The following is a 26,146-nucleotide window of genomic DNA, read 5'->3' on the forward strand; positions in this document are numbered from 1 at the left end:
GCAGTTCACCCCTGGCATTCGGGTGAAGATCATCCGGACGGTGCCGGCGCGCCCCTAGGGTGACGGCGATCGCCCGGGAAGGGACCCGGGCCGCCACCAGGGGGCCACAATGTCAGCCGCGTCGTTTCCGCCCGTCCCGGCTTCGTACCGCGACGCGAACGTGGGTCGCGGTGCCCTCTTCGCACTGGCGACCATCCCGGTGGGCGTCGCGGCCTGGGTCGTGCTCTGGGGTCTGGGCTTCATCGCCTCCCTGGTCGCGGCGCTGGTGGCGTTCCTCGCCCTTCGGCTCTACCTGTGGGGCGCCGGGCGCATGACGTCGGTCGGAGCGGTGGTGGTCCTGGGCATCACTGTGGTGACGCTCCTCGTGGCGTTCTTCGGCGGGATCGTGCTCGACGCCGCGATGGGTCTCGGCGACGCCACCGGCCTGGGCGCGTGGGGGGCGTTCACGCACGAGCAGTTCTGGCCGACCTTCTGGGACGTGCTCCCGGAAGCGCTGCCGGACTACCTGCCCGACTTCGGGTGGGCGCTCGGGTTCGGCGCCCTGGGCGCCTTCGCCACGCTGCGCGCCGCCTTCGCGGCGGCCCAGGCGGGCGACGCGGCGGCCGCGACCCCGACCCCGGTGGTGGAGCCGGAAGGGCCGGCGCCGTACGACGAGCTCTGACGGCAGGCGTCGGGCCCGCCGCGCGGGGAGGCGGGTGTCGTCCGACGAGACCTAGACCGGCGGTGCGGGCTCGTACTGGATGGCGCGCTTGACCTGACGGGCCATCGCGACCGACTCGAACCGCGACACCAGGTGCAGCGACATGTCGATCCCGGCCGACACCCCGGCCGAGGTGACCACGTCGCCGTCGTCGACGAAGCGGGCGTCCGCGTCGACCAGCACGCTCGGGTCGATCGCGACGAGCTCGTCGAACGCGGCCCAGTGGGTCGTCGCCGGGCGGCCGGCCAGGAGTCCGGCGGCCGCGAGCACGAGCGCACCGGTGCAGACGGACGTCATCAACGGCGTGGTGCTGCGCATGTCGCGCAGCCACGCGAGGTGGTCGTGGTCGAGGGTCAGCGGACGGGTTCCCTGGCCACCCGGGTGGACCAGCACGTGCAGCGGGCCGACCTCACCGAGGCCGCAGTCCGGCAGCACGCGCAGCCCCTTGGCCATCCGGACCCCCGCGCCGTCCCGCGAGAAGAGCACCACCTCGGGACGCATCTCGCTCACGGCCGCCCAGGCCGTGAGCACCTCGTACGGGCCGACGACGTCGAGCTCCTCGGCGTCGTCGAACACGACGATCCCGATCCGCAGCGGGTTGACCGTGCTCATCACTGTCCTCGACTTCTCTGCTGGAGCGGTCCGGGGTCCGGCCCGTGCCGGCCGGCCCCGTCAGTCCACGCGGGCGGGCGCCGGGTCGATCCCCGGCAGGGCCAGCATCTGGTCCAGCGCGGCGCGCGCCCAGCGTGCGTCGTCCGGGTCGACCACGATCTGGTTGACCATCCGGCCCTCCACGAGCTGTTCCATCGCCCAGACCAGGTGCGGCAGGTCGATGCGGTTCATGGTCGAGCAGAAGCACACCGTCGAGTCGAGGTAGTGGACCTCGAGCTCGGGGTGCTGGGCCGCGAGCCTGCGCACGAGGTTCAGCTCGGTCCCGATCGCCCAGGCGGAGCCCGGCTCGGCCGCGTCGAGGGTGCGGATGATGTGCTCGGTCGAGCCGACGTGGTCGGCCGCGGACACCACCTCGTGCTTGCACTCGGGGTGCACGAGCACGTTGATCCCCGGCACCTTCGCGCGGATCTGCTCGACGTTCTCCGGCGAGAACCGGCCGTGCACGGAGCAGTGCCCCCGCCAGAGGATCATCCGGGCCCGCCGCAGCTGGTCGACGCTCAGCCCGCCGTCCGGCCTGCGCGGGTCGTACACGACGCAGTCGTCCAGGGACATCCCCAGCTCGAGCACCGCAGTGTTCCGGCCGAGGTGCTGGTCGGGCATGAAGAGCACCTTGCCGTCGCCGTCGACGCCTCCGGTCTTGGGGGACGCCCCCCCCCGGGCGCGGGGGGCGGGGGCCGACGGGGACACCCGCCCGCCCGGCCGGGCGGTGAACGCCTTGATCGCCGCCGTGGAGTTCATGTAGGTGACCGGCACCGTCACGTCGGCGACGCCCGCCTCGGCGAGCACCTGCCAGGCCTCCTCGACCTGGGCGATGTCCGCCATGTCGGCCATCGAGCAGCCCGCCTGAAGGTCCGGCAGCACGACCTTCTGACCGTCGTGGGTGAGGATGTCGGCCGACTCGGCCATGAAGTGCACGCCGCAGAAGATCACGAACTCCGCGTCGGGTCGGGCGGCGGCCTGCTGGGCGAGCTTGAACGAGTCCCCGGTCACGTCCGACAGCGCGACGATCTCGTCACGCTGGTAGTGGTGGCCGAGGATGAACGCGCGATCACCGAGTGCCTCGCGAGCGGCGTGCGCGCGAGCGACGAGGTCCGGGTCGGACGCGGCGGGCAGGGACCCCGTGCACTCGACGCCGCGTTCCGACTCGAGGTCGGACCCCTGGCCGAGGAGCAGCAGCGCGCCGCTGGGACGGGGCTCGGTGAAGGTGGAGGTCACGCCCGGATTCTCCCACACGGGGCGTCGCCCGCCACCGCCGGTCCCTTGCTCCTGGGCCCGGGCGGCGCGCCGCGCGAAGGCCGCGGCAGGCAGGGCAGGATGTGGCGCGTGCACGTGCTCGTCGCCCCGGACCGGTTCGGTACCGCGCTCTCCGCCGCCCAGGTGGCCACCGCGATGGCGGACGGCTGGGCTGTCGGGGCGCCCGCGGACGTGCTCGACATCGCGCCGCTCGGCGACGGCGGGCCGGGGATGGTGGAGGCGGTGCACCGAGCCGTCGGCGGCGAGCTGGTGCCGCGGACGATCCTCGGCGTGGGCGGCACCCCGTTGCCGGTCGTGCTCGTGCTGCTGGACGACGGCACCGTCGTCGTCGAGGTGGCCCAGGTGCTCGGTCGCGCGATGGTGCCGGGCGGGGCGCCGACGGGCAGCCTGCCGGCTGCGGCGCTGCTGGACGCTGCGCTCGACCTCGGTCCGCGGCGGTTGGTGGTCGGGGTCGGTGGGCTCGCGGCGCACGACGCAGGTTCGGGCCTGCTGGCCGGGCTCGGTCTGCCGTCCGCCGCGCTGCGCGGGGGTGGCGCCGCGCTGCCCGGGCTCGTCGCCGAGGACCTCGCCGGTCTGGCCGAGCTCGACGCCGCGGTCGGTGACCGGTGGTCCGGGGTGGATGTCGTCGTGGCGGTCGACACCGAGGTGCCGTTGCTCGGGCTGCACGGCGCGAGCGCGCTCCTGTCGGTCCCGGACGCCACGGTGCTGCGGGTCGAGGCCTCCGAGGCGCAGCAGCTGGAACGCGCGTTCGGGCACTGGGTGCACCTGATGGGTGGTGCGCTCGGACCTGGGCGGGTCCGCGCCGCGGCGACGGCCTACGGCGCGGGCGCGGGGGGCGGGCTGGCGTTCGCGCTCGCCCTGCTCGGAGCTCGGACGGTCCCTGGTGCCGAGGTGATGGCGGACCTCGTGGGTCTGCGGGCCCGGGTCGCCCACGCCGACCTCGTGCTGACCGCCACGACCGTGCTCGACCCGCACGTGCTGCACGACTCCGCGGTGGCGACCTGCTCGGCCCTCGCGGCGCAGGACGCGCTGCCGACGGTCGTGGTGACGGGCGAGAGCGTGCTCGGTCGCCGCGAGTGGGCCGCCCAGGGACTGTCCGGGGTGTACGCCCTCGCCGACGGCTCGATCGGGTGGCAGGACGTCGTCGACCCGGCGAGCGCGCTGCGGGACCGGACGACGCGGGTCGCGCGGACCTGGTCGCGGTGAGGACGCCGAACGGGGTCGGCGCGGTGCCGGACCGGCGTTCGCGCGGCGGGTCCTGGCTGCGGGTCCTACGCGCGGGTCCCGTGAGCGATCCCGGCACGAGGACGTACCCTGGACCCGGAATGCCCGGCCATCGCCGGGTGTTCCCCATTGACGAGTGACACCACCCACCTTCGGAGGGGCCATGACCGAGACGACCGAGACCGCGACCCACGGCGTCATCCTGACCGACGTCGCCGCGGCGAAGGTCCGCAGCCTCCTCGAGCAGGAGGGGCGCGACGACCTGCGGCTGCGCCTGGCCGTTCAGCCGGGCGGCTGCTCCGGCCTGATCTACCAGCTCTACTTCGACGAGCGCGTGCTCGACGGCGACGCGCTGCGCGACTTCGACGGCGTCGAGGTCGTCGTGGACAAGATGAGCGTCCCCTACCTCGACGGCGCGACCATCGACTTCGCGGACACGATCGAGAAGCAGGGCTTCACGATCGACAACCCGAACGCCGGCAGCTCCTGCGCCTGCGGCGGCTCGTTCAGCTGATCAGAGCCTGACGGAACGGCGGTCACCTGCGGGTGGCCGCCGTTCGTCGTACCCGGGACCGGGCGCGACGTCGGCTTGCGACGGGACCGAGGGCGGTCCGCTCAGCGCGGTGGTCCGAGCACGAGCGTCGTCGCCCAGGCCTCGACCCCGTCGAGCGGCTCGGCGGGCACCACCTCGGCGACGTTCGCGCCACGCATCCGTGCCCACGCGGCGAGGTCGGAACGCGCAGCGGGGTCGGTCCACAGGACCGTGACCGTGGTGCCCGCGGGCTCGCCACGGGTGTCGGCCGCGAGCCGCACGATCGGCATCGGGCAGCGCAGTCCGCGGTAGTCGAGCACGCGGGGCACGGGTGGCGTGGCGGCCTGGCTCACAGCGCGTCCGCACCCAGGGCTCGGCGCACCGTGGCCACGGCGTCCGGCAACGCGGCACAGAGCCGGTCGACGTCCTCGTCGCTCGCCTCGAGGGACAGGGTGAGCCGGACGTTCCCGTGCGTCAGCACCCCCATCGCGACCAGGACGTGGCTCGGTTCGAGCGAGCTCGCCGTGCAGGCCGAGCCCGAGCCGACCGCGATCCCGCGGCGGTCGAGCTCGCCGAGCAGCGCCTCACCGTCGACGTAGAGGCAGGAGAACGTCATGACGTGCGGGAGGGACTCGTCGGCCCGCGCCGCACCGGGCACGTCGACGTCCGGGATGCCGGCCACGCAGGCCCGGATCCGCTCGAGCAGCGCACGTCGCCGGCGCTCGGCGGCCTCACGCCCGGTCAGCACGGCCCGCAGGCCCGCTGCCGCGCCGACCAGCAGCGGGACCGAGACACCGCCGGGCGCCCACGGGTCGGGGTCCTCCGGACCGACCGGTCGGACCCGGACGCGGCTGCGCACCGCGAGCACGCCGACCCCGGCCGGGCCGCCCCAGGAGGTCGGGTCGGCGGCGAGCAGGTCCCAGGCCTCGGGCACCGGGACGTGGCCGACGCCGGCACCACCGTCGACCAGGAGCGGGACACCCGCCGCCGCGGCGACCTCGTGCGCGGCGGCGATCGGCTGCAGCGTGCCGACCTCGGGGTTGGCGAGCTGCAGTGCGGCGAGCGCGGCCGGTTCGCCCAGCGCCTGACGCCACGTCTCGAGCTCCACCCGCCCCGTCCGGTCCACCGCGACCGGGGCCGAGCCGACCTCGCGGGCAGCGGCGATCAACGCCCCGCGCTCGACGGCCGAGTGCACGACGCGCGCCGCGACCCGTCGCCGGGCCGTCGTCACCGCGGCGACCGCTGCGTGCAGCGACGCGGTGTGCGAGGGGGTGGCGTGCACCTCCTCCGGGCGGCAGCCGAGGGATTCCGCGAGGGTCGCCCGCGCGGCCGCGAGCAACGTGGCGGCGCGGCGACCCTCGGAGTGCAGCCGGGTGGGGTCCGCCCACCCTTCGTCGAGGGCCGCGAGGACCGCCTCCCGGGCCACCGGGTGCAGCGGCGCACGGGCGTCGAGGTAGCTGCGGGTCGTCACCGGGCCAACCTACGGGGGCGCGTCGGGCGACGCGACGCGGTTCAAGTCTCCCGACGGCGCTCGACCCGCTACTGTGAGCACCCAGGGACGAAGGTCCTAGTTCCCGCACGGCCAGGTCCGGGTGCGCGCGGGCAGGACACGGAAAGGCGAGGGTGGACGTGCTACAGCCTCGGGGTCGCCGCGCGACCCGGCTCGTGGTCCTCGCGGCGGGGGCCGCCGTGCTGCTCAGCGGATGCTCGTCCGAGGTGCAGCGCGGTTTCCTGCCCGGGTACGACGACGGCCCGGTGACCAACCAGACGGACCGGATCACGAGCCTGTGGACGGGCTCCTGGATCGCGGCGCTCGCGGTGGGTCTGATCACCTGGGGCCTGATCATCTGGTCGGTGATCGTCTACCGGAAGCGCAAGGACGACGACACCCTGCCGGTCCAGACCCGGTACCACGTGCCGCTGGAGATCATGTACGTGGTCCTGCCGATCTTCATGGTGGGCGGGCTGTACTTCTTCACCGCGCGGGACATGTCCGAGATCCAGGACACGTCGGCGACGCCGGACGTCACGATCGAGGTGATCGGCCAGCGCTGGAGCTGGACCTTCAACTACCTCGACTCGGACGTGTGGGACGCCGGTGAGCACGTGGCCGAGCCCGGCTCCGTCCAGCTCGGCGACCCGGAGCTCCCGACGCTGTACCTCCCGGAGGGTGAGCGGGTCGAGCTCGTGCTCGAGTCCCGAGACGTCATCCACTCGTTCTGGGTGCCCGCGTTCCTCTACAAGAAGGACATGATCCCGGGCCGCACCAACACCTTCCAGATCGTCCCCGAGCGTGCGGGCATGTACCTCGGCAAGTGCGCCGAGCTGTGCGGCGAGAACCACGCCGGGATGCTGTTCCAGGTCTCGGTGGTCTCGCCCGAGGAGTACGAGGCGCACATGGCCGACCTCGCCGCGTCGGGCCAGACCGGACGACTCGGCACCGAGCTCGACCCGCATGACCCGAATGCCGTCGTGACCAGCGAGGAGGGCTGATGGTCACCGAGAGCCAGGCCATGCCCGGAGTGGCGGTCCGCCGCTCCAAGGGGAACGCCGTGGTCCGGTGGATCACCTCCACCGACCACAAGACGATCGGGTACATGTACCTCGTCGCGTCGTTCGGGTTCTTCCTGTTCGCGGGCGTGATGGCGTTGATCATCCGCGCCGAGCTGTTCGCGCCGGGCGTGCAGATCGTGAGCAACGAGCAGTACAACCAGCTCTTCACGATGCACGGCACGATCATGCTGCTGCTGTTCGCGACGCCGCTGTTCGCCGGATTCGCGAACGTCATCGTGCCGATGCAGATCGGCGCCCCGGACGTGGCGTTCCCGCGTCTGAACATGTTCGCGTTCTGGCTGTTCCTGTTCGGCGGCCTGATCGCCGCCAGCGGGTTCCTCACGCCGTCCGGCCCCGCCTCGTTCGGCTGGTTCGCCTACGCGCCGCTGTCGAACGCGATCAACTCGCCGGGAGTGGGCGGGGACCTGTGGGTCTTCGGCCTCGCGATGGGCGGTTTCGGCACGATCCTCGGCGCGGTGAACTTCATCACCACGATCCTCACGATGCGTGCGCCCGGCATGACGATGTTCCGGATGCCGATCTTCACCTGGAACACGCTGGTGACGAGCCTGCTGATCCTGATGGCCTTCCCGCCGCTGGCCGCGGCGCTGTTCGCCCTCGGGGCGGACCGCCGGCTCGGGGCTCAGGTCTTCAACCCCGAGAACGGTGGCGCCATCCTCTGGCAGCACCTGTTCTGGTTCTTCGGCCACCCGGAGGTCTACATCATCGCGCTGCCGTTCTTCGGCATCGTGACCGAGATCCTGCCGGTGTTCAGCCGCAAGCCGGTCTTCGGCTACAAGGGGCTGGTCTACGCGACGATCGCGATCGCCGCGCTGTCGGTCACGGTGTGGGCGCACCACATGTACGTGACCGGCGCGGTGCTGCTGCCGTTCTTCGCGCTGATGACGATGCTGATCGCGGTGCCCACCGGGGTGAAGTACTTCAACTGGATCGGCACCATGTGGCGCGGCAAGCTCACGTTCGAGACACCCATGCTGTGGGTCGTCGGGTTCCTGGTGTCGTTCCTGTTCGGCGGCCTGACCGGGGTCATCCTGGCCAGCCCCGCGCTCGACTTCCAGCTCTCCGACACCTACTTCGTGGTGGCGCACTTCCACTACGTCGTCTTCGGCACCGTGGTGTTCGCGATGTTCGCCGGCTTCTACTTCTGGTGGCCCAAGTTCACCGGGAAGATGCTCAACGAGCGCCTCGGCAAGATCCACTTCTGGCTGCTGTTCGTCGGCTTCCACACGACGTTCCTGATCCAGCACTGGTTGGGCGTCGAGGGTATGCAGCGCCGGATCGTGGACTACATCCCCGAGGACGGCTTCGAGTGGATGAACCAGGTCTCGACGGTGGGTGCCTTCATCCTCGCGGCGTCGATGCTGCCGTTCTTCTGGAACGTCTACACCACGGCGCGCAACGCGCCGCGGGTGGCCGTGGACGACCCGTGGGGCTACGGCTGCTCGCTCGAGTGGGCCACCAGCTGCCCGCCGCCGAGGCACAACTTCGTCTCGCTCCCGCGGATCCGCTCCGAGCGGCCCGCATTCGACCTGCACCACCCCGAGGTGGCCGCGATGGATCACGTCGAGCCGCAGCTGATCGGAGCGGGTGCGACGCCGCCCGGGCAGACCTCCGCGGACGGAGGTGAGGCTCGATGAAGACCACGATCAAGCTCTTCGTCGTCCTGACCGTCTTCTTCCTGCTGGTGGGCACGGTCTACGGCCTGCTCACCCACGGCGAGGCCGTCGGCATGGGCGCCCTGCTGCTCTCCGGTGGCCTGGCCGGGATGATCGCCTTCTACCTGGTCATCGTGGACCGGCGCAGCGGCCAGATGCCCGAGGACGACCCGCACGGTGAGATCGCGGACGGCGCCGGCGACCTGGGGACCTTCGCTCCGTGGAGCTGGTGGCCGCTGGTGCTCGGGCTCTCGGCCGCCGTCGCCTTCACGGGGCTGGCCGTCGGGTTCTGGATCATGGTTCCGGCCGTGGTGCTCGCCACGATCGGCCTGGTCGGCTGGGTGTTCGAGTTCTCCCGCGGTCAGCACGCGCACTGAGCCGCGGCCGGGCACGACGGGCGGGTCAGGGCAGGTAGAACTGCCGCACGGCCACCACGACCCCGTTCGAGACGCGTAGCGTCGCGAACAGCGCGTCCGGCGACCCGATGGCCCAGTCGGGCGCGTCGCCCGCCAGGAACGCCTGGAACGTGGCCGCGTCGACGTCGTGCGTCACCGAGATGTCGGTGTTGTCGAGCAACGCGATCGTGAGGTCCGGCGAGGTCTCGAGCTGCACGACGCCCGCGCCGAGCGGGATGTAGAAGTCGTTCGGCAGGCCCTCCGAGACGTCGACGCCGTCGGCCTGCGCCGCGGCGAGGGCGTCGGCGCCGGTGAGGATCGGCGCGGGGTCGAACTCGATCGTGGTGCCGTCGTAGCCCCGGACGAACCCGGTGTGGTCGCCGTCGGCGAGGATGGCGGCGGTGGCGGACGTCGTGGCCGTCGTGCTCGCGGTGGGCGCGACGGTCGTCGAGGGTGTGGCGGGCGTGGTGGGAGACGCGGTCTCCGTGACGGCACCCGAGGCGCTCGTCGTGGGGGAGGCCTCGGCGGGCGTGACGTCGCCCGACGCACACCCGGCGAGGGACACCGCGAGCACCAACCCGGTCGCCGCCGCGCAGCCCAGCCGCCTCATCGGACCCCCTCGTGCCGTTGAGCCGAGTATGCCTCGACCACGGCGTGCCCGGGCGAGGTTCCGGCCTCGGTGGCGGGGGAGACGGCACGGCGCCCGGCCCCTGGGCGGGACCGGGCGCCGGAGACCTGGCGGTCGTCAGCTCGGGACGATCAGGCCTGCGGTCTTGGTCGTCGCGCGAGCGAAGCGATCCTGCGCGTCCGCCCAGCTCACGATGTTCCACCAGGCCTTGACGTAGTCACCCTTGACGTTCGTGTAGTCCAGGTAGAACGCGTGCTCCCACATGTCGAGCAGCACGATCGGCACGATGCCCAGCGGGATGTTGCCCTGCTGGTCGTAGAGCTGGAAGATCACGAGCTTCTGACCGATCGAGTCCCACGCGAGGATCGACCAGCCGGAACCCTGGATCGTGGTGGCCACCGCGGTGAAGTGCGCCATGAACTTGTCGAACGAGCCGAACTGGTCGTCGATCGCCTGGGCGAGCTCACCGACGGGCTTGTCGCCGCCCTCGGGGGACAGGTTCTGCCAGAACGCGGAGTGGTTGACGTGCCCACCGAGGTTGAACGCGAGGGTCTTCTCCAGGCCCATCACCGAACCGAAGTCGTCCGAGTCACGAGCCGCGGCCAGCTTCTCCAGCGTCTGGTTCGCCGCCGTGACGTACGCCTGGTGGTGCTTGTCGTGGTGCAGCTGCATGATCCGACCGGAGATGTGCGGCTCAAGGGCTGCGTAGTCGTAGGGAAGGTCGGGAAGGACGTAGTCAGCCAAGCGAGGCTCCTCCAGGTCGTTCGTGTGCTCCGCTGTCGGGCGGGCATCTGCAGCCCCCACTCTGCCCCTGTGGGCGCGACGTCGCGAGGCGAACGGCAGCGAGTCTCGTCTGTCGATCATGGACGTGGGACGCGCGGTCACGTGCTGCCGCCCGGGCGGCATGCGACGAGGGGCGCCGGGTCGGTCCCCGGCGCCCCTCGTCCGCGCTCTGCTGCTGGTGGTCAGCCCTGGTGTACCGAGGCCGGGCTGCTCGAGCCGATCGCCGGCGTCTCGTCGTGCTCACCCGCGGTGAGCTGGTCGTGTGCACCGTGCGCCTGGGCGGCGGCCAGCTCCGCCGGGGTGACCGGCTCGACCCGGTCGGCGTAGAAGAAGCGCGAGACCTTCGCCCGCAGGGCGTCGCTCCGGTAGCCGGGTCGACGGACCCCGCGCGCGTCCTCGGCCGGGAGCAGCGGCAGGGGCCGCCGCGGGTCGTGCTGAACCCGGATCCAGCGCTCCTGCTCGTCGAGCGGCCGGTGCACCTCGATGTACTCGCCGTCCTCGAACCGCACGATCTGGCCCGTCTCGTGCCCGTGCAGCACGAGCTCGCGATCCTTGCGCTGCAGGCCGAGGCAGATCCGCTTGGTGGCCCAGAACGTGACCACCGGCAGCACGAACACCAGGATCCGGAACGTCCAGGTGATCGCGTTGATCGACATGTGGAAGTGGGTCGCGATGAGGTCGTTCGAGCCCGCGAGGATGAGCACCGTGAACCCGGTGAGCATCGACACGCCGAGCGCGGTGCGGACCGGAGCGTTGCGGGGCCGGTCGGCGAGGTGGTGCTCACGCTTGTCGCCCGTGGCCCAGGCCTCGATGAACGGGTAGAGCGCGAGCGGGCCCAGCAGCGCCACGGGGACGATCATCGCCGGGATGATCACGTTGAGCGGGATCGTGAACCCGGCGATCACCACCTCGAAGAAGCCGGGTGTGAGCCGTAGCGCACCCTCGAGGAAGAGCATGTACCAGTCGGGCTGCGCCCCTGCGGACACCGGTGACGGGTCGTAGGGCCCGTAGTTCCACACCGGGTTGATCGTCATCGTCGCGCCCATCAGCGCCAGGACGCCGAAGACGATGAGGAAGAAGCCGGCCTGCTTGGCCATGTACACCGGGAAGATCGGGTAGCCGACGACGTTCTTCTCCGTGCGGCCGCCGCCCGGGAACTGGGTGTGCTTGTGCAGCACGACCAGGAACAGGTGCAGGCCGATGAGCGCCAGGATCAGGCCGGGCACGAGCAGGATGTGCACGGTGAACAGCCGCGGGATGATGTGCGTGCCGGGGAACTCCCCGCCGAACAGGAAGTACGACATGTAGGTGCCGATGATCGGCACGCCCTTGGTGATGCCCTCGGTGATCCGCAGGCCGTTGCCGGACAGGACGTCGTCCGGCAGCGAGTAGCCGGAGAAGCCGGCCGCGAGGCCGAGGACCATCAGCGTGAAGCCGACCAGCCAGTTGATCTCGCGGGGCTTGCGGAAGGCGCCGGTGAAGAACACCCGCATCATGTGCGTGACGATCGCCGCCATGAAGACCAGCGCCGCCCAGTGGTGGATCTGGCGCATCAGCAGCCCGCCGGTGACCTCGAACGACAGGTCGAGCGTGGAGGCGAAGGCGCGGGACATCTGCACGCCGTCCATCGCCGCCAGCGGACCGGTGTAGGTCACCTCGTCCATGCTCGGGACGAAGAAGAGCGCGAGGAACGTCCCGGTGGCCAGCAGGATGATGAACGAGAACAGTGCGATCTCGCCGAGCAGGAACGACCAGTGGTCCGGGAAGATCTTGCGCGCGAAGCCCTTGATCGCCGTGGCGATCCCGGTGCGCTGGTCGAGGTAGTCCGCCGTCGCCGCCGCAGCGCTGGCGGCCGGAGTCGAGGTGCTCACTTCAGACGCTCCCAGAAGCTCGGGCCGATGGGCTCGTGGAAGTCGGACTGGGCCACGAGGTAGCCCTCGTCGTCGACCGTGATGGGCAGCTGCGGCAACGGCCGGTCAGCGGGGCCGAAGACGACCTTCGCGCCGTCGGCGATGTCGAACGTCGACTGGTGGCACGGGCACAGCAGGTGGTGGGTCTGCTGCTCGTACAGCGCGACCGGGCACCCGACGTGGGTGCAGATCTTCGAGTAGGCGACGATCCCCTGGTAGGACCAGTCCTTGCGGTCGTCGGCCTCCTTGAGGTCGCGCGGGTCCATCCGGATGAGCAGCACGACTGCCTTGGCCTTCTCCTCCAGGACGTCCTCGACCTCGGACAGGCCGTCCGGGATGACGTGCACCGCCGACCCCACGGTGACGTCCGACGCCTTGATCGGCTCGCCGGACGGGTCGTGGGTCAGGCGCAGGCCCTGCTTCCACATCGTGTGGCGGAACTTCGAGACGTTCCAGTCGCCGCCGACCGAGCCGATCAGCGGCACCGCGAAGCCCAGCGGGGCCAGGGCGAGGGCCGAGATCATCGCGCCCTTGAGCGCGCCGCGCCGCGACAGGTTCGTGTCCTCGGCGCCCTCCTTGAGCATCGCGACCGCCTCCTCGCGGGTCGCGCGGTCGCTCGCCTGCGGGTGGCGGTACTCGACCTTCTCGTGGTCGTTCATCAGGGCCTTCGACCAGTGGATCGCCGCGATCCCGGCGGCGCCGAACGCAACCGCGAGACCGAGCCCGATCAGCAGGGTCGACAACCGGATGCTCGCGACCGTCTCGCCCGGCGGCACCGCGAAGTACGCGACGAGGGCGCCGATGGTGCCGAGCGCCGAGAGCCCGAAGAGTCCCGTGATGATCCGTGCAGCGCGCTTCTCGGCCGCCGGGTCGGTGTCGGTCAGCCGCGCGTGGTGCTCGGGCAGGCCGGGGTTCTCGAACCGCTCGGGGAGCCGGTTCCGGTCGACGGGGAGGCCGACCTCGGTCGACTCGTCGCTCATGAGGACTTCGCTCCGATCCAGACGGCGGCACCGATCAGCAGGCCGATCCCGATGACCCAGGCCCACAGACCCTCGGCGACCGGGCCGAGCGAGCCGAGCGTGAGGCCGCCGGGGGAGCCCTGCTGCTGGGCGTCGAGGTACGCGATGATGTCCCGCTTCTCCTCGGGGGTGATCGTCGCGTCGTTGAAGACCGGCATCGACTGCGGGCCGGTGACCATCGCCTCGTAGATGGTCCGGGGCGCCGACTCCGAGAGGTTCGGCGCGTACTTGCCCTGGGACAGTGCGCCGCCCTGGCCGACCGAGCCGTGGCACATGGCGCAGTTCGTCCGGAACAGCTCCATGCCGTTCGCCGCGTCGCCGAGGGCCGGGTCGACGGCCTCGTCCGACGGCACGGACGGCCCGGCGCCCAGCGAGGCGACCCACGCGGCCATCTGGCGGATCTGCTCGTCGGTGAAGATCGGCACCTTGGACGGCGCCTGCGCGCCGTTGGCCATCATCGGCATCCGACCGGTGGAGACCTGGAAGTCGACGGCCGCCGCGCCCACCCCGATCAGGGACGGTGCGATCCCGTCCCGCCCGGCGGCGTCCACACCGTGGCAGGTCGAGCAGTTCGCCCGGAACAGGTTGGAGCCTGCGGTCAGGTCGTCCTCGGACGGCGCCGCGGCTGCCTGCGCGGAGCTCGGCGAGAAGGCGGCGTAGAGCACGCCGGTGACCAGCAGAGCAAGCGCCAGGAGCACCACGGGAGCGAACCGGTGGTGCCGGTGGGCGGCGATCGCCTTCACGAACGGGACCTCGTCTCTGGCTCAGCGGGAAGGGGGACGGTCAACGGGGCGAGCGTTCGTGGCATCGGCCGGTCACCGGATCAGGTAGATCGAGGCGAACAGCGCGATCCAGACCACGTCGACGAAGTGCCAGTAGTACGACACCACGATCGTCGTGGTGGCCTCGTGGTGGCCGAAGCGCTTGGCGCGGAACGACCGGCCCAGCACGAACAGGAAGGCGATCAGGCCACCCAGCACGTGCAGGCCGTGGAACCCGGTCGCCAGGTAGAACACCGAGCCGTAGGGGCTCGAGGAGATCGTCAGCCCCTCGTGCACGAGGGCCGCGTACTCGAACACCTGGCCGGCGACGAAGAACCCGCCCATCAGGAACGTCAGGGTGATCCACTCCTGCATGCCCCAACGGCCGACCTGCCAGATCTTGCCGGTCCGGCCGGGCTGGAACCGCTCGGCCGCCCCGACGCCCATCTGGCACGTGATCGAGCTCGACACCAGCACGAGGGTGTTGATCGTCGAGAACGTCAGGTTGAGCTTGCCGGACTCGATCGGCCAGATCTCGGGGACCGTGGACCGGATCGTGAAGTACATCGCGAACAGGCCGGCGAAGAACATCAGCTCGCTCGCCAGCCACACGATCGTCCCGACGGAGACCGGGTTCGGGCGGTGGACGCTCAGCTCTGGGCGCAGGGGCGCGGTGACGGCAGCGGTGGACACGTCGGTCATTATTGCGGAGATCGGCGTTTTGTGGGTCCTAAGACCTAGATTCGGCGCGGGCGAGTTGTGGGCGTGACGTCCGCAGAGCCGCGTCGGGCGCGTGACGCTCGCGGGTCGTGGAAGGATGCCGGTGCACGAGAGCCCGGACGAGCACGGACGAGTGAGGCACGCATGGCGAGCAGCGAGGGTGAGACCTGGGTCGGCGAGGAGGAGCCCGCGCCGGAGTCGGTGCGCATCCTGCTCTACAGCGATCACGTCGAGACCCGGGCCCAGGTCCGGGGTGCGATCGGTGACCGCGTCGCCGCGGACCTGCCGCCGGTGGAGTGGGTCGAGGCCGCGACCCAGCCGGTCGCGCTGGCTCAGGCCGAGGCCGGCGGCTTCGACCTGCTGATCCTGGACGGCGAGGCCGGCAAGGCCGGTGGCATGGGGCTGTGCCGCCAGCTCAAGGACGAGGTCTACGCGCTGCCGCCGGTGCTCCTGCTCATCGCGCGGCCCCAGGACGCCTGGCTGGCCTCCTGGTCGGAGGCCGACGAGGTGGTCGCCCAGCCGCTCGACCCGTTCGACTTCGCCGAGACGGTCGCAGCCATGCTGCGCACGGTGCGCGCGTGACCGACGCGCTGAGCTGGCCCGGGCTGCTGCGCACGCTGCTGGCCGGCCAGGACCTGGACGCCGAGGCGACCGCCTGGGCGATGGACCAGGTCATGTCCGGCGAGGCGACGCCGGTCCAGCTGGCCGGCTTCCTGGTCGCGCTGCGCGCCAAGGGCGAGACGGTCGACGAGCTCACCGGCCTGGCCGACGCGATGCTCGCGCACGCGCTGCGGATCGAGGTCCCCGGCCCCGCGGTCGACATCGTCGGCACGGGCGGCGACATGCACCACACCGTGAACGTGTCGACGATGGCCGCCCTGGTCGTGGCGGGCACGGGCGTCCGGGTGGTCAAGCACGGCAACCGGGCGGCCACGTCGTCCTCCGGCAGCTCCGACGTGCTCGAGGCGCTCGGGCTGCGGCTCGACCTCGAGCCTGCGCGGGTCGCCGAGCTGGCCACCGAGGCGGGCATCACGTTCTGTTTCGCCGCGGTCTTCCACCCCTCCATGCGGTACGCCGCGCCGACCCGGCGCGAGCTCGGCGTGCCCACCGCGTTCAACGTGCTCGGCCCGTTGACGAACCCCGCCCAGCCGCACGCCTATGCGATCGGCTGCCCGGACCCGCGGCTCGCCCCGCTGATGGCCGGCGTGCTCGCGGGCCGCGGCGTCGACGCGCTGGTGTTCCGCGGCCACGAAGGTCTGGACGAGCTCGCCGCCAACGGCCCCGCCGACGTCTGGTGGGTGCACGACGGTCGGGTCGACCACACGGTCGTGGACCCGGTCGCCGACCTGGGTCTGTCGCCCGTGGCCCTGGCGGACCTGCGTGGCGGCGACCCCGAGTTCAACGCCGACGTGGTCCGGCGGGTGCTCGCCGGCGAGCCCGGCCCGGTGCGGGACACCGTGGTGCTCAACGCCGCCGCGGCGCTGGTGGCCGACGGGACGTTGCCGGGCACCGCGGACGGCGACCTCGTCGCACGGCTCCGCAAGGGCCTGGAGCACGCGGCGGCCGCCGTGGACACCGGCGCCGCAGCAGCCGCTCTCGAGCGCTGGGTGGCCGCCTCCCGGCGCTGACCCGCCGCCGGAGCCGTTCGCGTGCGGGCCAGGGCCGTCCAGCGGTGGGCCGTCAGCCGAGACCGAGGGCGAAGGCGGCTTCGAGGTCGCCGCGCGAGTAGGCGCGGAAGGCGATGTAGGTCTGCGTGCGGAGCACGCCGTCAACCTTGGACACGCGGTCCGCGATGACGTCGGCGAGCTGCTCGTGCTCGCGGACACGCACCATCGCGATCAGGTCGGTCTCACCGGTCACCGAGTAGACCTCGGACACGCCGGGCAGGTCCGCGACGGCCTGGGCGACCTCGGGGATCCGTCCGGGGTCGGTGTCGATGTGCACGATCGCGGTGATCATGGTTGCCCTCTCGCTCGGTTGCCGGACCATCATGCCGCGCCGTCCGCGGTCTCGCGGTCGGCGGGTCCGGGCGCGCCGTCGTCGGCCGCCGCGTCGGCGAGGGCGACGACGAGCGGGTCGTCCGCGTCGCGTCCCCATGCGCGATCGGCGACCTCGGGCTGGACGAGCAGGCGAGCGCCGATCGTCGCCGCCGTCGCGCCGGGCGCCCGGAGGCGTTCGGCGCCACGGACCGGGCTCGCCCAGCCCTCGTCGACCTCCACCAGCCGGACACCCGGCTCGTCGAGCCAGCCGAGCAGGATCTCGGTCTCCTCGGGGTGCGCGGCCGTGGCGGGTGCCACGGGTGCGTCCACGTGCTCGGCGGCGGACACGAGCGAGGGGATCACGGCGCGCGGGTCGACGCCGCGCGGCGCGGCTGCCGTCGCGGCGAGCCGTCCGTGGCGGACCACGACGAGCTCCCAGCCGCCGTCCTTGCGACGCGCGGCGACGAGCTCGCGGTGCCGCGCAGCCCGGGCGGATCGTTGGGCCCGTGCCGCACCGCGGAGGAACGCCTCGAGCCGGTCCCGCACGACGGCCGCCTCCTCGAACCGCTCCTGCGCGACCAGGCGTGCGATCCGCTCCGCGTGCCGGTCGACCACCGGCTGGGGGTCGACCGTCATGGCGGTGCGCACCCGGTCCACGAGCCGGCCGTACTCGTCGGGGTCGGTTCCGCCGATGCACGGGGCGGAGCACCGACCCATCCCCGCGAGCGCGCACGGGCTCGCGTCCGGCGCGGCGTCGCGCGGGAGCCTGGCGGTGCACCGCCGCAGGTCGAACGTCGACTGCAGCGCCTCGAGTGCCTGCTGGGCCGCGGCACGGCTGCTGAAGGGACCGATGTGCGCCTCGGTCTCGTCCCGCCCGCGCTCGCGGCGGACCTCACGCACCACGGACAGCCGGGGGAACGGCTCGGCGGTGAGTCGCACCCACGGCATCCGTTCGGGGAACCGGGAACGCCGGTTGTACCTGGGGGAGTGCTCGGCGATGAGCCGGAGCTCGCGCACCCGCGCCTCGAGCACCGTCGCGCAGACCACCGGGACGACGCGCTCGGCGATGCCGACCATCTCGGTGATCCTCCGGCGGTGCTCGGCGGCCGTGAAGTAGGAGCGCACGCGGGTCCGGATCGACGTCGCGGTGCCGACGTAGAGGACCTCGCCGCGCGGACCGATGAACTCGTACACGCCCGGCGCGTCCGGCAGGCCGTCGGCGAGGTGGCGCTTCTTGCGGCGTTCCGGGGGCACGGGGTCGGTCGCCGTGGCGAGGTCCTCGAGATGCGTGATCCCGAGGGGACCGAGCCTGCTGAGCAGCGCGTGCAGCACGTCGACGGTCGCGCGGGCGTCCGACAACGCGCGGTGGTCGGGAGTGACGGTGGCGTGGAAGTAGGCGGCGAGCGTCGCGAGCTTGTGGTTGCGGACCTCGTCGCGGGTCACCGCGCGGCGGGCCAGCGCCACGGTGTCGAGCACGGGGAAGCCGGGCCAAGGGTGCTCGAGCTCGCGTGCGGCGGCCTTGAGGAAGCCGACGTCGAAGTTCGCGTTGTGCGCCACGAGGACGGCCCCCGCGGCGAACTCGAGGAACGCCGGGAGGACCGAGCCGATGCCGGGCGCGGCAGCGACCATCGACGTGGTGATGCCGGTCAGGGCCGTGATCTGGGCGGGTACCGGTCCGCCCGGGTTCACCAGGGTCTGGAACTCGCCGAGCACCTCGCCGCCACGGACCTTGACCGCTCCGATCTCGGTGATCGCGCACGACGAGGGCGAGCCCCCGGTGGTCTCGAGGTCCACCACGACGAACGTCACCTCGGACAGCGGCGTGCCCATGTCGTCGAGCGTCGGCTGGACGGGAGTCCCGTCGACCGGGGTCGCGGCGGTGGGCATGGCGTCACGGTAGGAGCGGGGTGCGACACGCACCGGCGTGACACGCGGGCCGCCGGCGTCAGCCGGCGGACCCGGGCGTGTCGGACCCGATGGCTAGCGTGCCGGACATGTTCATCGACTGCGGGCAGTGCGCGGTGCGGGGCGATGCCTGCGCCGACTGCGTGGTGACCTTCCTGACCATCGGCGCGCCCGAGCGGGACGTCGAGACCCCCGGCGTCGCGAGCGCGACCGCCGCGGACCTCGACGCCGCCGAGCGGCGGGCGATCTCCGTCCTGGCGCGGTCCGGCCTCGTGCCGCCGCTACGGCTCGAGGACCGGCGTGAGGCGATCTAGCCGGGCTCAGGCACCCTTGTCGCGCGTGTCGACGTACAGCTGGTCGATCTGCCCGGCGAAGTCCTTGAGCACGAGGTGCCGCTTCACGCTGAGCTTCGGCGTGAGGTAGCCGTTGGCGATCGTGAGGTCGTCGGTCAGCACCTCATACTTGCGGATCGACTCGGCGCGCGAGACCGCCTCGTTGGCCCGGGCCACGGCACGGTCGAGCGCCGCCCGAACCCCGGGGTTGGTCGCCGCCTCCGTGACCGACATCGGCGGCAGGTCGTGCGTGGCGAGCCACCCCGGCAGCGCCTCCGCGTCCAACGTCACCAGGGCGCCGATGAACGGACGCTGATCGCCGACCACCACGACCTGGCTGACCAGCGGGTGGCCACGCAGCCGGTCCTCGAGCACCGCGGGTGCGACGTTCTTGCCGCCCGCCGTGACGATGATCTCCTTCTTGCGGCCCGTGATGCGCAGGAAGCCGTCGGAGTCCATCGAGCCGAGGTCGCCGGTGCGGAACCAGCCGTCGTCGACCGCTTCCTCGGTCGCCTGGGGGTTGTTGTAGTACCCGCGGAAGACACCGTCGCCCTTCACCAGGATCTCGCCGTCGTCGGCGATCCGGATCGCGGTTCCCGGCAGCGGCGGACCGACCGTCCCGACCTTGGTGAGCTCGGGCAGGTTGACGTTGGTCGGCGCGGTCGTCTCGGTGAGGCCGTAGCCCTCGAGCACGCGCAGGCCCACGCCGCGGTAGAAGTGGGCCAGGCGCTCGCCGAGCGGCGCTCCGCCGGAGATCGCCCAGGCGGCCTGGCCGCCGAGCACCTCGCGCAGCTTGTGCAGCACCAGGACGTCGGCGACCTTGTGCTGCAGGCGCAGCCACAGGCTGGGTCCACCGGGCTGGTCCAGCGCGCGGGAGTAGACGATCGAGGTCTTCGCGGCGCGCTGGAAGATCGCGCGCTTGCCGCCCGCAGCGGCCTTCTGCTCGGCCGAGTTGTAGACCTTCTCGAAGACCCGAGGCACGGAGAGGATGAACGTCGGCCGGAACGCCTGGAGGTCGTCGACCAGGGTCGTAGTGTCCGGGACGTGCCCGAGGATGGCGTCCGCCGGCAGGACGAGGACCTCGATGAAGCGCGCGAACACGTGCGCGAGCGGCATGAAGAGCAGGGTCCGCGACCCGGGCGGGCAGACCTGCTTGCCGAGCTTGGCGACCGCGCTGCGGGTCAGCGCGGAGAAGTTGCGGTGGGTGAGCTCGACGCCCTTGGGTCGCCCCGTGGTGCCGGAGGTGTAGATGATCGTGGCCAGGTCGTCGGCACGGGCCAGCCCGGAGCGCCGGACGATCTCGTCGTCGGGAACGCCGGCGCCGGCCGCGACCAGCGTGTCGATCGCACCGTCGTCGATGACCAGGAGGTCGCGCACGTCGACGCCCGCGGCGCTGCGGGCCTCGACGACCACCGACGCGTGCCGCGCCGCCTCGACCACGACGACGCCGACGGCGGCGTCGGAGAGGATCCAGGCGACCTGCTCGGCCGACGAGGTCTCGTAGATCGGCACGGGTACGGCACCGGCCGCCCAGGTGGCGAAGTCGAGCAGCGTCCACTCCCAGCGGGTGCGGCTCATGATCGCGACCCGGTCGCCCGGGCCGACGCCGTGCGCGACGAGGCCCTTGGCGACCGCGGCGACCTGCGCGGCGACCTCACGTGCGGTGAGTGACGTCCAGGCGCCGTCGGCGCCCCGGACCTCGACGAGGGTCCCGTCGGGCGTGCGTGCGACACGCTCGGCGAGAAGGGTGTTCAGGTTCGACTCGTCGTCGGTCTCGACGAGGGGGGCGGTGACGAAGTCGTCCATGCTGGCTCCATCGGCAACGGGACGTTGGGCGCGACGACCATAACCGAGCGGCGCGGTCCCGGCTCGGTCACGCGCCGGATCGGTACTCTGCGGCGCATCGGTCCATCGGGGGCCGAGAGCGCCCGCGGGGCGCCGGACACGTCACGAGGGGTTGTCATGCACGCGATCGGCGTGGACATCGGCGGCACGAAGATCGCGGCAGGTGTGGTGGACGAGTCGGGGCGGATCGTCGCCCAGACCCGTCGCTCGACCGACCCGTCCGACGCGGACAGCGTCGACGCCGGCGTCGTGGAAGCGGTCCGCGAGCTCGCCGCCGAGCACGAGGTGGGTGCGATCGGGCTGGCCGCTCCCGGGTTCGTCAGCAGCGACCAGTCGACCGTGCTGATGTGCCCGAACCTGCCGTGGCGCGACCACCCGCTGCGCGACAAGGTCGCCGGTGCGCTCGGCACCGACGTCCCGATCGTGGTCGAGAACGATGCGAACGCCGCGGGCTGGGCCGAGTTCCGGTTCGGCGTCGGACGCGACGTTCACGACATGCTGCTGCTGACGATCGGGACCGGGCTCGGCGGGGCCCTCGTGGTCGCGGACCGTCTGGTGCGCGGTGCGTACGGCGTGGCGGCCGAGGTGGGCCACATGCGGGTCGTGCCGGACGGGCACCTGTGCGGCTGCGGCCTGCACGGCTGCTGGGAGCAGTACGCGTCGGGACGCGCCCTGGTGCGTGCCGCACGCACGGCCGCGGCCAACCTCCCCGAGGCCGCTTCGCGGATGCTCGAGCTCTCCGACGGCCCGAAGATCAAGGGCCCCGCGATCACCCAGGCCGCTCAGGAGGGCGACCCGCTGGCGATCTCGCTGCTGGCCGACCTCGGGCGTTGGATCGGCGAGGGGTCCGCATCCGTCGCTGCGTTGCTCGACCCGGCGCTCGTGGTCATCGGCGGCGGCGTGGCCGACGCGGGCGAGCTGCTGCTCGAGCCCGCCCGGCAGGGCTTCCTCAACGCGCTCTCGGCGCGGGGTTTCCGGCCCGAGGCCCGGTTCGCCATCGCGTCGATGGGCAACGACGCGGGGATCGTCGGGGCGGCGGACCTGGCGCGTCAGTGACGGACCGCGGCCGGCGGGGCCGGCAGCGGGGAGCTCAGACCACGGCGCCCGGGTCGTCGTCGTCGCGCCGGTGCGGCATGCGCCACACGAGCACGCCGACGGCCAGCAGGAACGCGACACCGGCCACCTGCAGCAGCCAGGACGGGATGTCGCGCCAGGCGATCAGCGCCACGACGGCGAGGGTCGGCGCGGCGAGGACCACCACCCAGGCCATGGTGAGCAGCGGATCGCCGCCGAGCACCGGACCGGGGTCCGGCGGGACGAAGTGGTCCTCGGCCTCGGCGACGTCGGGATCGGGAGCCCAGGCACGGGGGTCGGAGGCGGGCGGTCCGGACCCGGAGGGCTCGTCCTGCCCGGTGCGGTCCTCGTCGGCGTCCGCCTCGGGTCGCGGCGGGTGCGCCGGCCGGACGGTGTGGGATCCCGGCAGGTCGGTCTTGCGGCGCTGCGGCCTCGTCCGGCGCGGGTCCCGGTCCTGCGGCTCGGCCCCGGGTTGGTCGAGGTCGCCCAGTCGGGCGACGATGTCCCGCCACTGCGCGTCGACGTCGTGCTCGTCGGACGGTTCGTCCGGCGGGAGGTCGCGTGCAGCCATGGTGAGCACTCTAGAGTCGTGCTGGTGTCCTGCGTCGGTCGCGGACGCACCGCAGCGGAGGTGATGGCTTGTTCTACTGGCTGATGAAGGCGATCGTCGGCCCGCTGCTGCGGCTCATGTTCCGTCCGTGGGTGCGCGGCCTCGATCACGTCCCGGAGTCGGGCGGGGCGATCCTGGCGAGCAACCACCTGGCGGTGATCGACTCGTTCGTGCTGCCCCTGGTGCTCTCGCGCAAGATCCGGTTCATCGGCAAGAGCGAGTACTTCACCGGCACCGGGATCAAGGGACGTCTCAAGGCGGGCTTCTTCCGCGGGGTCGGCACGATCCCGGTGGACCGCACCGGTGGCAAGGCGAGCGAGGCCGCGCTGCGCACCGGACTCGGTGTCCTGCAGTCCGGCAACCTGTTCGGGATCTACCCCGAGGGCACCCGCAGCCCCGACGGACGCCTCTACCGCGGCAAGACCGGTGTCGCCCGCCTCGCTCTCGAGGCCGGGGTCCCGGTCATCCCGGTCGCGATGATCGGGACGAACATCGCCCAGCCGATCGGCAAGGTCATCCCGAAGTTCATGCGCGTCGGTGTGGTGATCGGCGAGCCGCTGGACTTCTCGCGGTACCACGGCATGGAGAACGACCGGTTCATCCTGCGGTCGGTGACCGACGAGATCCTGTACGCGCTGATGAGCCTGTCCGGCCAGGAGTACGTCGACATGTACGCGGCGACCGCGAAGGCGCGGATCGCGGCCGGGCACACCGCCGAGGAGGTCGCTTCCGCGGACGCCGGTTCGGCCCCCGGTGGGCGCACCGCGCCGGACGTCCAGGTACCGGGACCACCTCAGGAGGAGGACGAGTCCTCAGTAGGATGAGCCGCATCATCCCCGGGACGTAGGGCCCGTCGCCGTGCGGGTCGGTACCGCATGCTCGGGGGGTTCGTGTCTCGCCCTATGGAAGGTGTCTCCCGATGTCTGATGGTCGGTCGGTTCGCCGCGTCGCCCTGCTCACCGCCGGTGGTTTCGCGCCCTGCCTGTCGTCCGCTGTCGGTGGCCTGATCGAGCGCTACACCGAGATCGCGCCCGAGGTCGAGATCATCGCCTACGAGCACGGCTACTGGGGCCTGCTCAAGGGGCAGAAGATCGTCGTGGACGACGAGGTCCGCGCGAAGGCCGGCATCCTGCACCGGTTCGGCGGGAGCCCGATCGGCAACTCGCGGGTCAAGCTCACGAACGTCGCCGACTGCGTCAAGCGCGGCCTGGTCACCGAGGGCCAGAACCCGCTGGAGGTCGCTGCGGAGCAGCTCAAGACCGACGGTGTGGACGTGCTGCACACGATCGGCGGCGACGACACCAACACCACCGCCGCGGACCTCGCGGCGTACCTCAAGGAGCACGACTACGACCTGACGGTCGTCGGCCTGCCCAAGACGATCGACAACGACGTCGTGCCGATCAAGCAGTCCCTCGGCGCGTGGACCGCCGCCGAGGAGGGCGCTGGGTTCGCCGAGAACATCATCGGCGAGCACCGCTCGGGCAACCGGATGCTCATCGTCCACGAGGTGATGGGCCGGCACTGCGGCTGGCTGACTGCCGCGACCGCGGCGAAGTACCGCGAGCTGCTCGACGCCAAGGAGTTCCTGCCCGGCATCGGCCTGACCCGCGAGCGGTGGGACGTGCACGCGGTGTTCCTGCCCGAGCTGGCTCTGGACATCGACGCCGAGGCCGAGCGCCTCCGGGGCGTCATGGACGAGATCGGCAACGTGAACATCTTCCTGTCCGAGGGCGCGGGCATGCACGAGATCGTCGAGCAGCTCGAGGCGGCCGGCGAGGAGGTCCAGCGCGACGCGTTCGGCCACGTGAAGCTCGACACGATCAACCCGGGCCAGTGGTTCGCGAAGCAGTTCGCGTCCAAGCTCGGCGCCGAGAAGGTCATGGTGCAGAAGTCCGGGTACTACTCCCGTGCCGCGGCGGCGAACGTCGAGGACCTGCGCCTGATCAAGTCGATGACCGACCTGGCCGTCGAGTGCGCGCTGCGCGGCGACGCCGGCGTGATCGGCCACGACGAGGAGCAGGGCAACCGGCTGCGTGCGATCGAGTTCCCGCGGATCGCGGGCGGCAAGGCGTTCGACGTGAACCAGACCTGGTTCATCGACCTGCTGGCGGGGATCGGCCAGCCGTTCAAGCCCGCGAGCAGCGAGTGAGCGTCGAGCCGGAGCCGGGCCTGCTGGAGGGCCTCGAGGTCTGGCGCACGCTGGCGGTCCGGCAGCAGCCGGACTGGCCGGATCCTCAGGCGGTCAAGGAAGCTGCCGCACAGCTCGCCTGCGAGCCCCCGCTGGTCTTCGCGGGCGAGGCGGACGTGCTGACCGAGCGCCTGGCGGCGGCTCAGCGGGGTGAGGCCTTCCTGCTCCAGGGCGGTGACTGCGCCGAGACGTTCGCGGACGTCACGGCCGACAACATCCGCAACAAGATCAAGACGATCCTGCAGATGGCCGTCGTGCTGACCTACGGCGCGAGCCTGCCCATCGTGAAGATGGGCCGGATGGCCGGGCAGTACGCCAAGCCGCGGTCCAGCAACTTCGAGACGCGCGACGGTGTGACGCTGCCCGCCTACCGGGGTGACGCCGTCAACGCGCACGCGTTCACGCCGGAGGACCGCGAGCCGGACCCGTTCCGGATGCTGTCCGCGTACCACCGCTCCTCGGCGACGCTGAACCTCATCCGGGCCTTCACGCAGGGTGGTTTCGCGGACCTGCGCCGGGTGCACGAGTGGAATCGTGGCTTCACCGCGAACCCCGCGTACGCGCGCTACGAGCAGCTCGCCGCGGAGATCGACCGGGCCGTGCGGTTCATGGCCGCCGCCGGTGCGGACTTCGACGCGCTGCGGACCGTCGAGTTCTTCTCGAGCCACGAGGCGCTCCTGCTCGACTACGAGCGCGCGCTGACCCGGATCGACTCGCGGACCGGCACCGCCTACGACTGCTCGGCGCACTTCCTGTGGATCGGCGAGCGGACCCGGGAGCTCGACGGTGCGCACGTGGACTTCCTGGCCCGCGTCCGCAACCCGCTCGGGGTGAAGCTCGGCCCGTCGGCGACCGGTGACGACGCGCTCGCGCTGATGGACAAGCTCAACCCGGACGACCTTCCCGGGCGCCTGACCTTCATCACGCGGATGGGTGCGGGCCGGATCCGCGACGCGCTGCCGCCGCTGGTCGAGAAGGTCGCTGCGTCCGGTCGGCCGGTCACGTGGGTCACCGACCCGATGCACGGCAACACGATCACCTCCGCGAGCGGCTACAAGACCCGGCGGCTGGAGGACGTGCTGGACGAGGTCCGTGGCTTCTTCGAGGTCCACCGTGAGATCGGGTCGGTGCCCGGCGGCGTCCACGTCGAGCTCACCGGGGACGACGTCACGGAGGTGCTGGGCGGGTCCGAGCAGATCGACGACGAGGGCCTGGCCCGGCGCTACGAGACCCTGGTCGACCCGCGCCTGAACCACCAGCAGTCGCTCGAGCTCGCGTTCCAGGTCGCGGAGATGCTCCGCGAGCGCTGACGGCTCGCCGCCACGGGCTGTCACGCGACCCGGGTCGTCGTTGCTGCGCCTCCGGCTTGGCGCGGTGAGGTAG

The 26,146-nt window shown here is 71.9% G+C and carries 27 protein-coding genes; 13 read left to right on the forward strand and 14 right to left on the reverse strand.

The features are described from left to right. The first annotated feature begins 160 nt into the window (after positions 1-160). A complete protein-coding gene (locus OEB99_RS19190; protein WP_263578914.1) occupies positions 161-661 on the forward strand; it encodes a hypothetical protein in 501 nt (166 codons plus the stop codon). Positions 662-712: 51 nt separating this feature from the next. On the opposite strand, the gene OEB99_RS19195 is transcribed toward OEB99_RS19190, so the two are convergent. Both OEB99_RS19195 and nadA read right to left on the reverse strand, forming a co-directional pair. Then, on the reverse strand, positions 713-1,312 hold the full coding sequence (locus tag OEB99_RS19195; RefSeq protein ID WP_263578915.1) for a DJ-1/PfpI family protein: 600 nt from the start codon (positions 1,310-1,312) through the stop codon (positions 713-715). Between the two features lie 60 nt (positions 1,313-1,372). Beyond that, the gene (gene nadA, locus OEB99_RS19200) at positions 1,373-2,587 is read right to left on the reverse strand and encodes a quinolinate synthase NadA (protein WP_263578916.1); all 1,215 of its coding nucleotides are present in this window, start codon (positions 2,585-2,587) and stop codon (positions 1,373-1,375) included. Between the two features lie 108 nt (positions 2,588-2,695). Here nadA and OEB99_RS19205 point away from each other — a divergent pair, with 108 nt between their 5' ends. Further along, a complete protein-coding gene (locus OEB99_RS19205) occupies positions 2,696-3,832 on the forward strand; it encodes a glycerate kinase (protein WP_263578917.1) in 1,137 nt (378 codons plus the stop codon). Positions 3,833-4,013: 181 nt separating this feature from the next. Then, the gene (locus OEB99_RS19210) at positions 4,014-4,364 is read left to right on the forward strand and encodes a HesB/IscA family protein (protein ID WP_263578918.1); all 351 of its coding nucleotides are present in this window, start codon (positions 4,014-4,016) and stop codon (positions 4,362-4,364) included. 101 nt (positions 4,365-4,465) lie between these two features. Here OEB99_RS19210 and OEB99_RS19215 read toward each other — a convergent pair whose 3' ends face one another. Both OEB99_RS19215 and OEB99_RS19220 read right to left on the reverse strand, forming a co-directional pair. Continuing rightward, positions 4,466-4,735, reverse strand: coding sequence for a sulfurtransferase TusA family protein (locus OEB99_RS19215; protein ID WP_263578919.1), 270 nt, complete (start codon positions 4,733-4,735; stop codon positions 4,466-4,468). Further along, the gene (locus OEB99_RS19220) at positions 4,732-5,853 is read right to left on the reverse strand and encodes an aminotransferase class V-fold PLP-dependent enzyme (protein WP_263578920.1); all 1,122 of its coding nucleotides are present in this window, start codon (positions 5,851-5,853) and stop codon (positions 4,732-4,734) included. Before OEB99_RS19220 ends, OEB99_RS19215 begins: the two co-directional genes overlap by 4 nt. Positions 5,854-6,005: 152 nt before the next feature. Here OEB99_RS19220 and ctaC point away from each other — a divergent pair, with 152 nt between their 5' ends. Genes ctaC through OEB99_RS19235 form a run of 3 tightly spaced genes read left to right on the forward strand, consistent with a single transcriptional unit; the run spans position 6,006 to position 8,988 of the window. After that, complete coding sequence (gene ctaC, locus OEB99_RS19225; protein ID WP_411910713.1) at positions 6,006-6,875, forward strand: aa3-type cytochrome oxidase subunit II; 870 nt, start codon at positions 6,006-6,008, stop codon at positions 6,873-6,875. Then, positions 6,875-8,593, forward strand: a complete 1,719-nt coding sequence (gene ctaD, locus OEB99_RS19230) for an aa3-type cytochrome oxidase subunit I (protein WP_263578921.1) — start codon at positions 6,875-6,877, stop codon at positions 8,591-8,593. Before ctaC ends, ctaD begins: the two co-directional genes overlap by 1 nt. Beyond that, positions 8,590-8,988, forward strand: coding sequence for a cytochrome c oxidase subunit 4 (locus tag OEB99_RS19235; protein ID WP_263578922.1), 399 nt, complete (start codon positions 8,590-8,592; stop codon positions 8,986-8,988). Before ctaD ends, OEB99_RS19235 begins: the two co-directional genes overlap by 4 nt. Positions 8,989-9,013: 25 nt before the next feature. Here the strand turns inward: OEB99_RS19235 and OEB99_RS19240 are convergent, their stop codons facing one another. From OEB99_RS19240 to ctaE, 6 genes are all read right to left on the reverse strand, one after another. Continuing rightward, positions 9,014-9,616 (reverse strand): hypothetical protein, encoded by a 603-nt coding sequence (locus tag OEB99_RS19240; RefSeq protein WP_263578923.1) that lies wholly within the window; start codon positions 9,614-9,616, stop codon positions 9,014-9,016. A 135-nt stretch (positions 9,617-9,751) separates the two neighbouring features. Beyond that, the gene (locus tag OEB99_RS19245; protein WP_263578924.1) at positions 9,752-10,378 is read right to left on the reverse strand and encodes a superoxide dismutase; all 627 of its coding nucleotides are present in this window, start codon (positions 10,376-10,378) and stop codon (positions 9,752-9,754) included. Between the two features lie 221 nt (positions 10,379-10,599). Next, positions 10,600-12,288, reverse strand: a complete 1,689-nt coding sequence (gene qcrB / locus OEB99_RS19250) for a cytochrome bc1 complex cytochrome b subunit (RefSeq protein ID WP_263578925.1) — start codon at positions 12,286-12,288, stop codon at positions 10,600-10,602. Next, a complete protein-coding gene (qcrA, locus tag OEB99_RS19255) occupies positions 12,285-13,307 on the reverse strand; it encodes a cytochrome bc1 complex Rieske iron-sulfur subunit (RefSeq protein WP_263578926.1) in 1,023 nt (340 codons plus the stop codon). Before qcrA ends, qcrB begins: the two co-directional genes overlap by 4 nt. Next, entirely contained in the window at positions 13,304-14,089 is a 786-nt protein-coding gene (gene qcrC / locus OEB99_RS19260) for a cytochrome bc1 complex diheme cytochrome c subunit (protein ID WP_263578927.1), read from the reverse strand. The genes qcrA and qcrC overlap by 4 nt, the downstream gene beginning before the upstream one ends. A 72-nt stretch (positions 14,090-14,161) precedes the next feature. Further along, positions 14,162-14,809 (reverse strand): aa3-type cytochrome oxidase subunit III, encoded by a 648-nt coding sequence (gene ctaE / locus OEB99_RS19265; RefSeq protein WP_411910714.1) that lies wholly within the window; start codon positions 14,807-14,809, stop codon positions 14,162-14,164. A gap of 162 nt (positions 14,810-14,971) precedes the next feature. Here ctaE and OEB99_RS19270 point away from each other — a divergent pair, with 162 nt between their 5' ends. Then, complete coding sequence (locus tag OEB99_RS19270; RefSeq protein WP_263578929.1) at positions 14,972-15,409, forward strand: response regulator; 438 nt, start codon at positions 14,972-14,974, stop codon at positions 15,407-15,409. Then, positions 15,406-16,455: an anthranilate phosphoribosyltransferase gene (gene trpD, locus OEB99_RS19275; RefSeq protein WP_263578930.1), complete on the forward strand. Its 1,050-nt coding sequence runs from the start codon at positions 15,406-15,408 to the stop codon at positions 16,453-16,455. Before OEB99_RS19270 ends, trpD begins: the two co-directional genes overlap by 4 nt. Positions 16,456-16,507: 52 nt before the next feature. Here trpD and OEB99_RS19280 read toward each other — a convergent pair whose 3' ends face one another. Beyond that, the gene (locus OEB99_RS19280) at positions 16,508-16,786 is read right to left on the reverse strand and encodes an Lrp/AsnC family transcriptional regulator (protein WP_263578931.1); all 279 of its coding nucleotides are present in this window, start codon (positions 16,784-16,786) and stop codon (positions 16,508-16,510) included. 29 nt (positions 16,787-16,815) lie between these two features. Beyond that, the gene (locus tag OEB99_RS19285; protein WP_263578932.1) at positions 16,816-18,693 is read right to left on the reverse strand and encodes a DEDD exonuclease domain-containing protein; all 1,878 of its coding nucleotides are present in this window, start codon (positions 18,691-18,693) and stop codon (positions 16,816-16,818) included. Between the two features lie 107 nt (positions 18,694-18,800). On the opposite strand from OEB99_RS19285, the gene OEB99_RS19290 reads away from it, so the two are divergent. Beyond that, complete coding sequence (locus OEB99_RS19290; protein ID WP_263578933.1) at positions 18,801-19,025, forward strand: hypothetical protein; 225 nt, start codon at positions 18,801-18,803, stop codon at positions 19,023-19,025. Positions 19,026-19,031: 6 nt separating this feature from the next. Here the strand turns inward: OEB99_RS19290 and OEB99_RS19295 are convergent, their stop codons facing one another. Continuing rightward, on the reverse strand, positions 19,032-20,849 hold the full coding sequence (locus OEB99_RS19295; protein ID WP_263578934.1) for an AMP-dependent synthetase/ligase: 1,818 nt from the start codon (positions 20,847-20,849) through the stop codon (positions 19,032-19,034). Positions 20,850-21,005: 156 nt separating this feature from the next. On the opposite strand from OEB99_RS19295, the gene OEB99_RS19300 reads away from it, so the two are divergent. After that, positions 21,006-21,944, forward strand: coding sequence for an ROK family glucokinase (locus tag OEB99_RS19300; protein WP_263578935.1), 939 nt, complete (start codon positions 21,006-21,008; stop codon positions 21,942-21,944). 34 nt (positions 21,945-21,978) lie between these two features. Here OEB99_RS19300 and OEB99_RS19305 read toward each other — a convergent pair whose 3' ends face one another. Then, positions 21,979-22,533 (reverse strand): hypothetical protein, encoded by a 555-nt coding sequence (locus tag OEB99_RS19305; protein WP_263578936.1) that lies wholly within the window; start codon positions 22,531-22,533, stop codon positions 21,979-21,981. A 68-nt stretch (positions 22,534-22,601) separates the two neighbouring features. Between OEB99_RS19305 and OEB99_RS19310 the strand changes: the two genes are divergently transcribed. The 3 genes from OEB99_RS19310 to OEB99_RS19320 all read left to right on the forward strand — a co-directional run bounded on the left by OEB99_RS19310 (position 22,602) and on the right by OEB99_RS19320 (position 26,073). Continuing rightward, positions 22,602-23,396, forward strand: coding sequence for a lysophospholipid acyltransferase family protein (locus tag OEB99_RS19310; protein ID WP_263578937.1), 795 nt, complete (start codon positions 22,602-22,604; stop codon positions 23,394-23,396). A gap of 95 nt (positions 23,397-23,491) precedes the next feature. Continuing rightward, positions 23,492-24,724, forward strand: coding sequence for a pyrophosphate--fructose-6-phosphate 1-phosphotransferase (locus tag OEB99_RS19315; protein ID WP_263578938.1), 1,233 nt, complete (start codon positions 23,492-23,494; stop codon positions 24,722-24,724). Further along, positions 24,721-26,073 (forward strand): class II 3-deoxy-7-phosphoheptulonate synthase, encoded by a 1,353-nt coding sequence (locus tag OEB99_RS19320; RefSeq protein ID WP_263578939.1) that lies wholly within the window; start codon positions 24,721-24,723, stop codon positions 26,071-26,073. Before OEB99_RS19315 ends, OEB99_RS19320 begins: the two co-directional genes overlap by 4 nt. Positions 26,074-26,146 lie beyond the last annotated feature (73 nt).

The organism is Actinotalea endophytica (assembly GCF_025717005.1).
In the GTDB taxonomy this organism is placed as follows: domain Bacteria; phylum Actinomycetota; class Actinomycetes; order Actinomycetales; family Cellulomonadaceae; genus Actinotalea.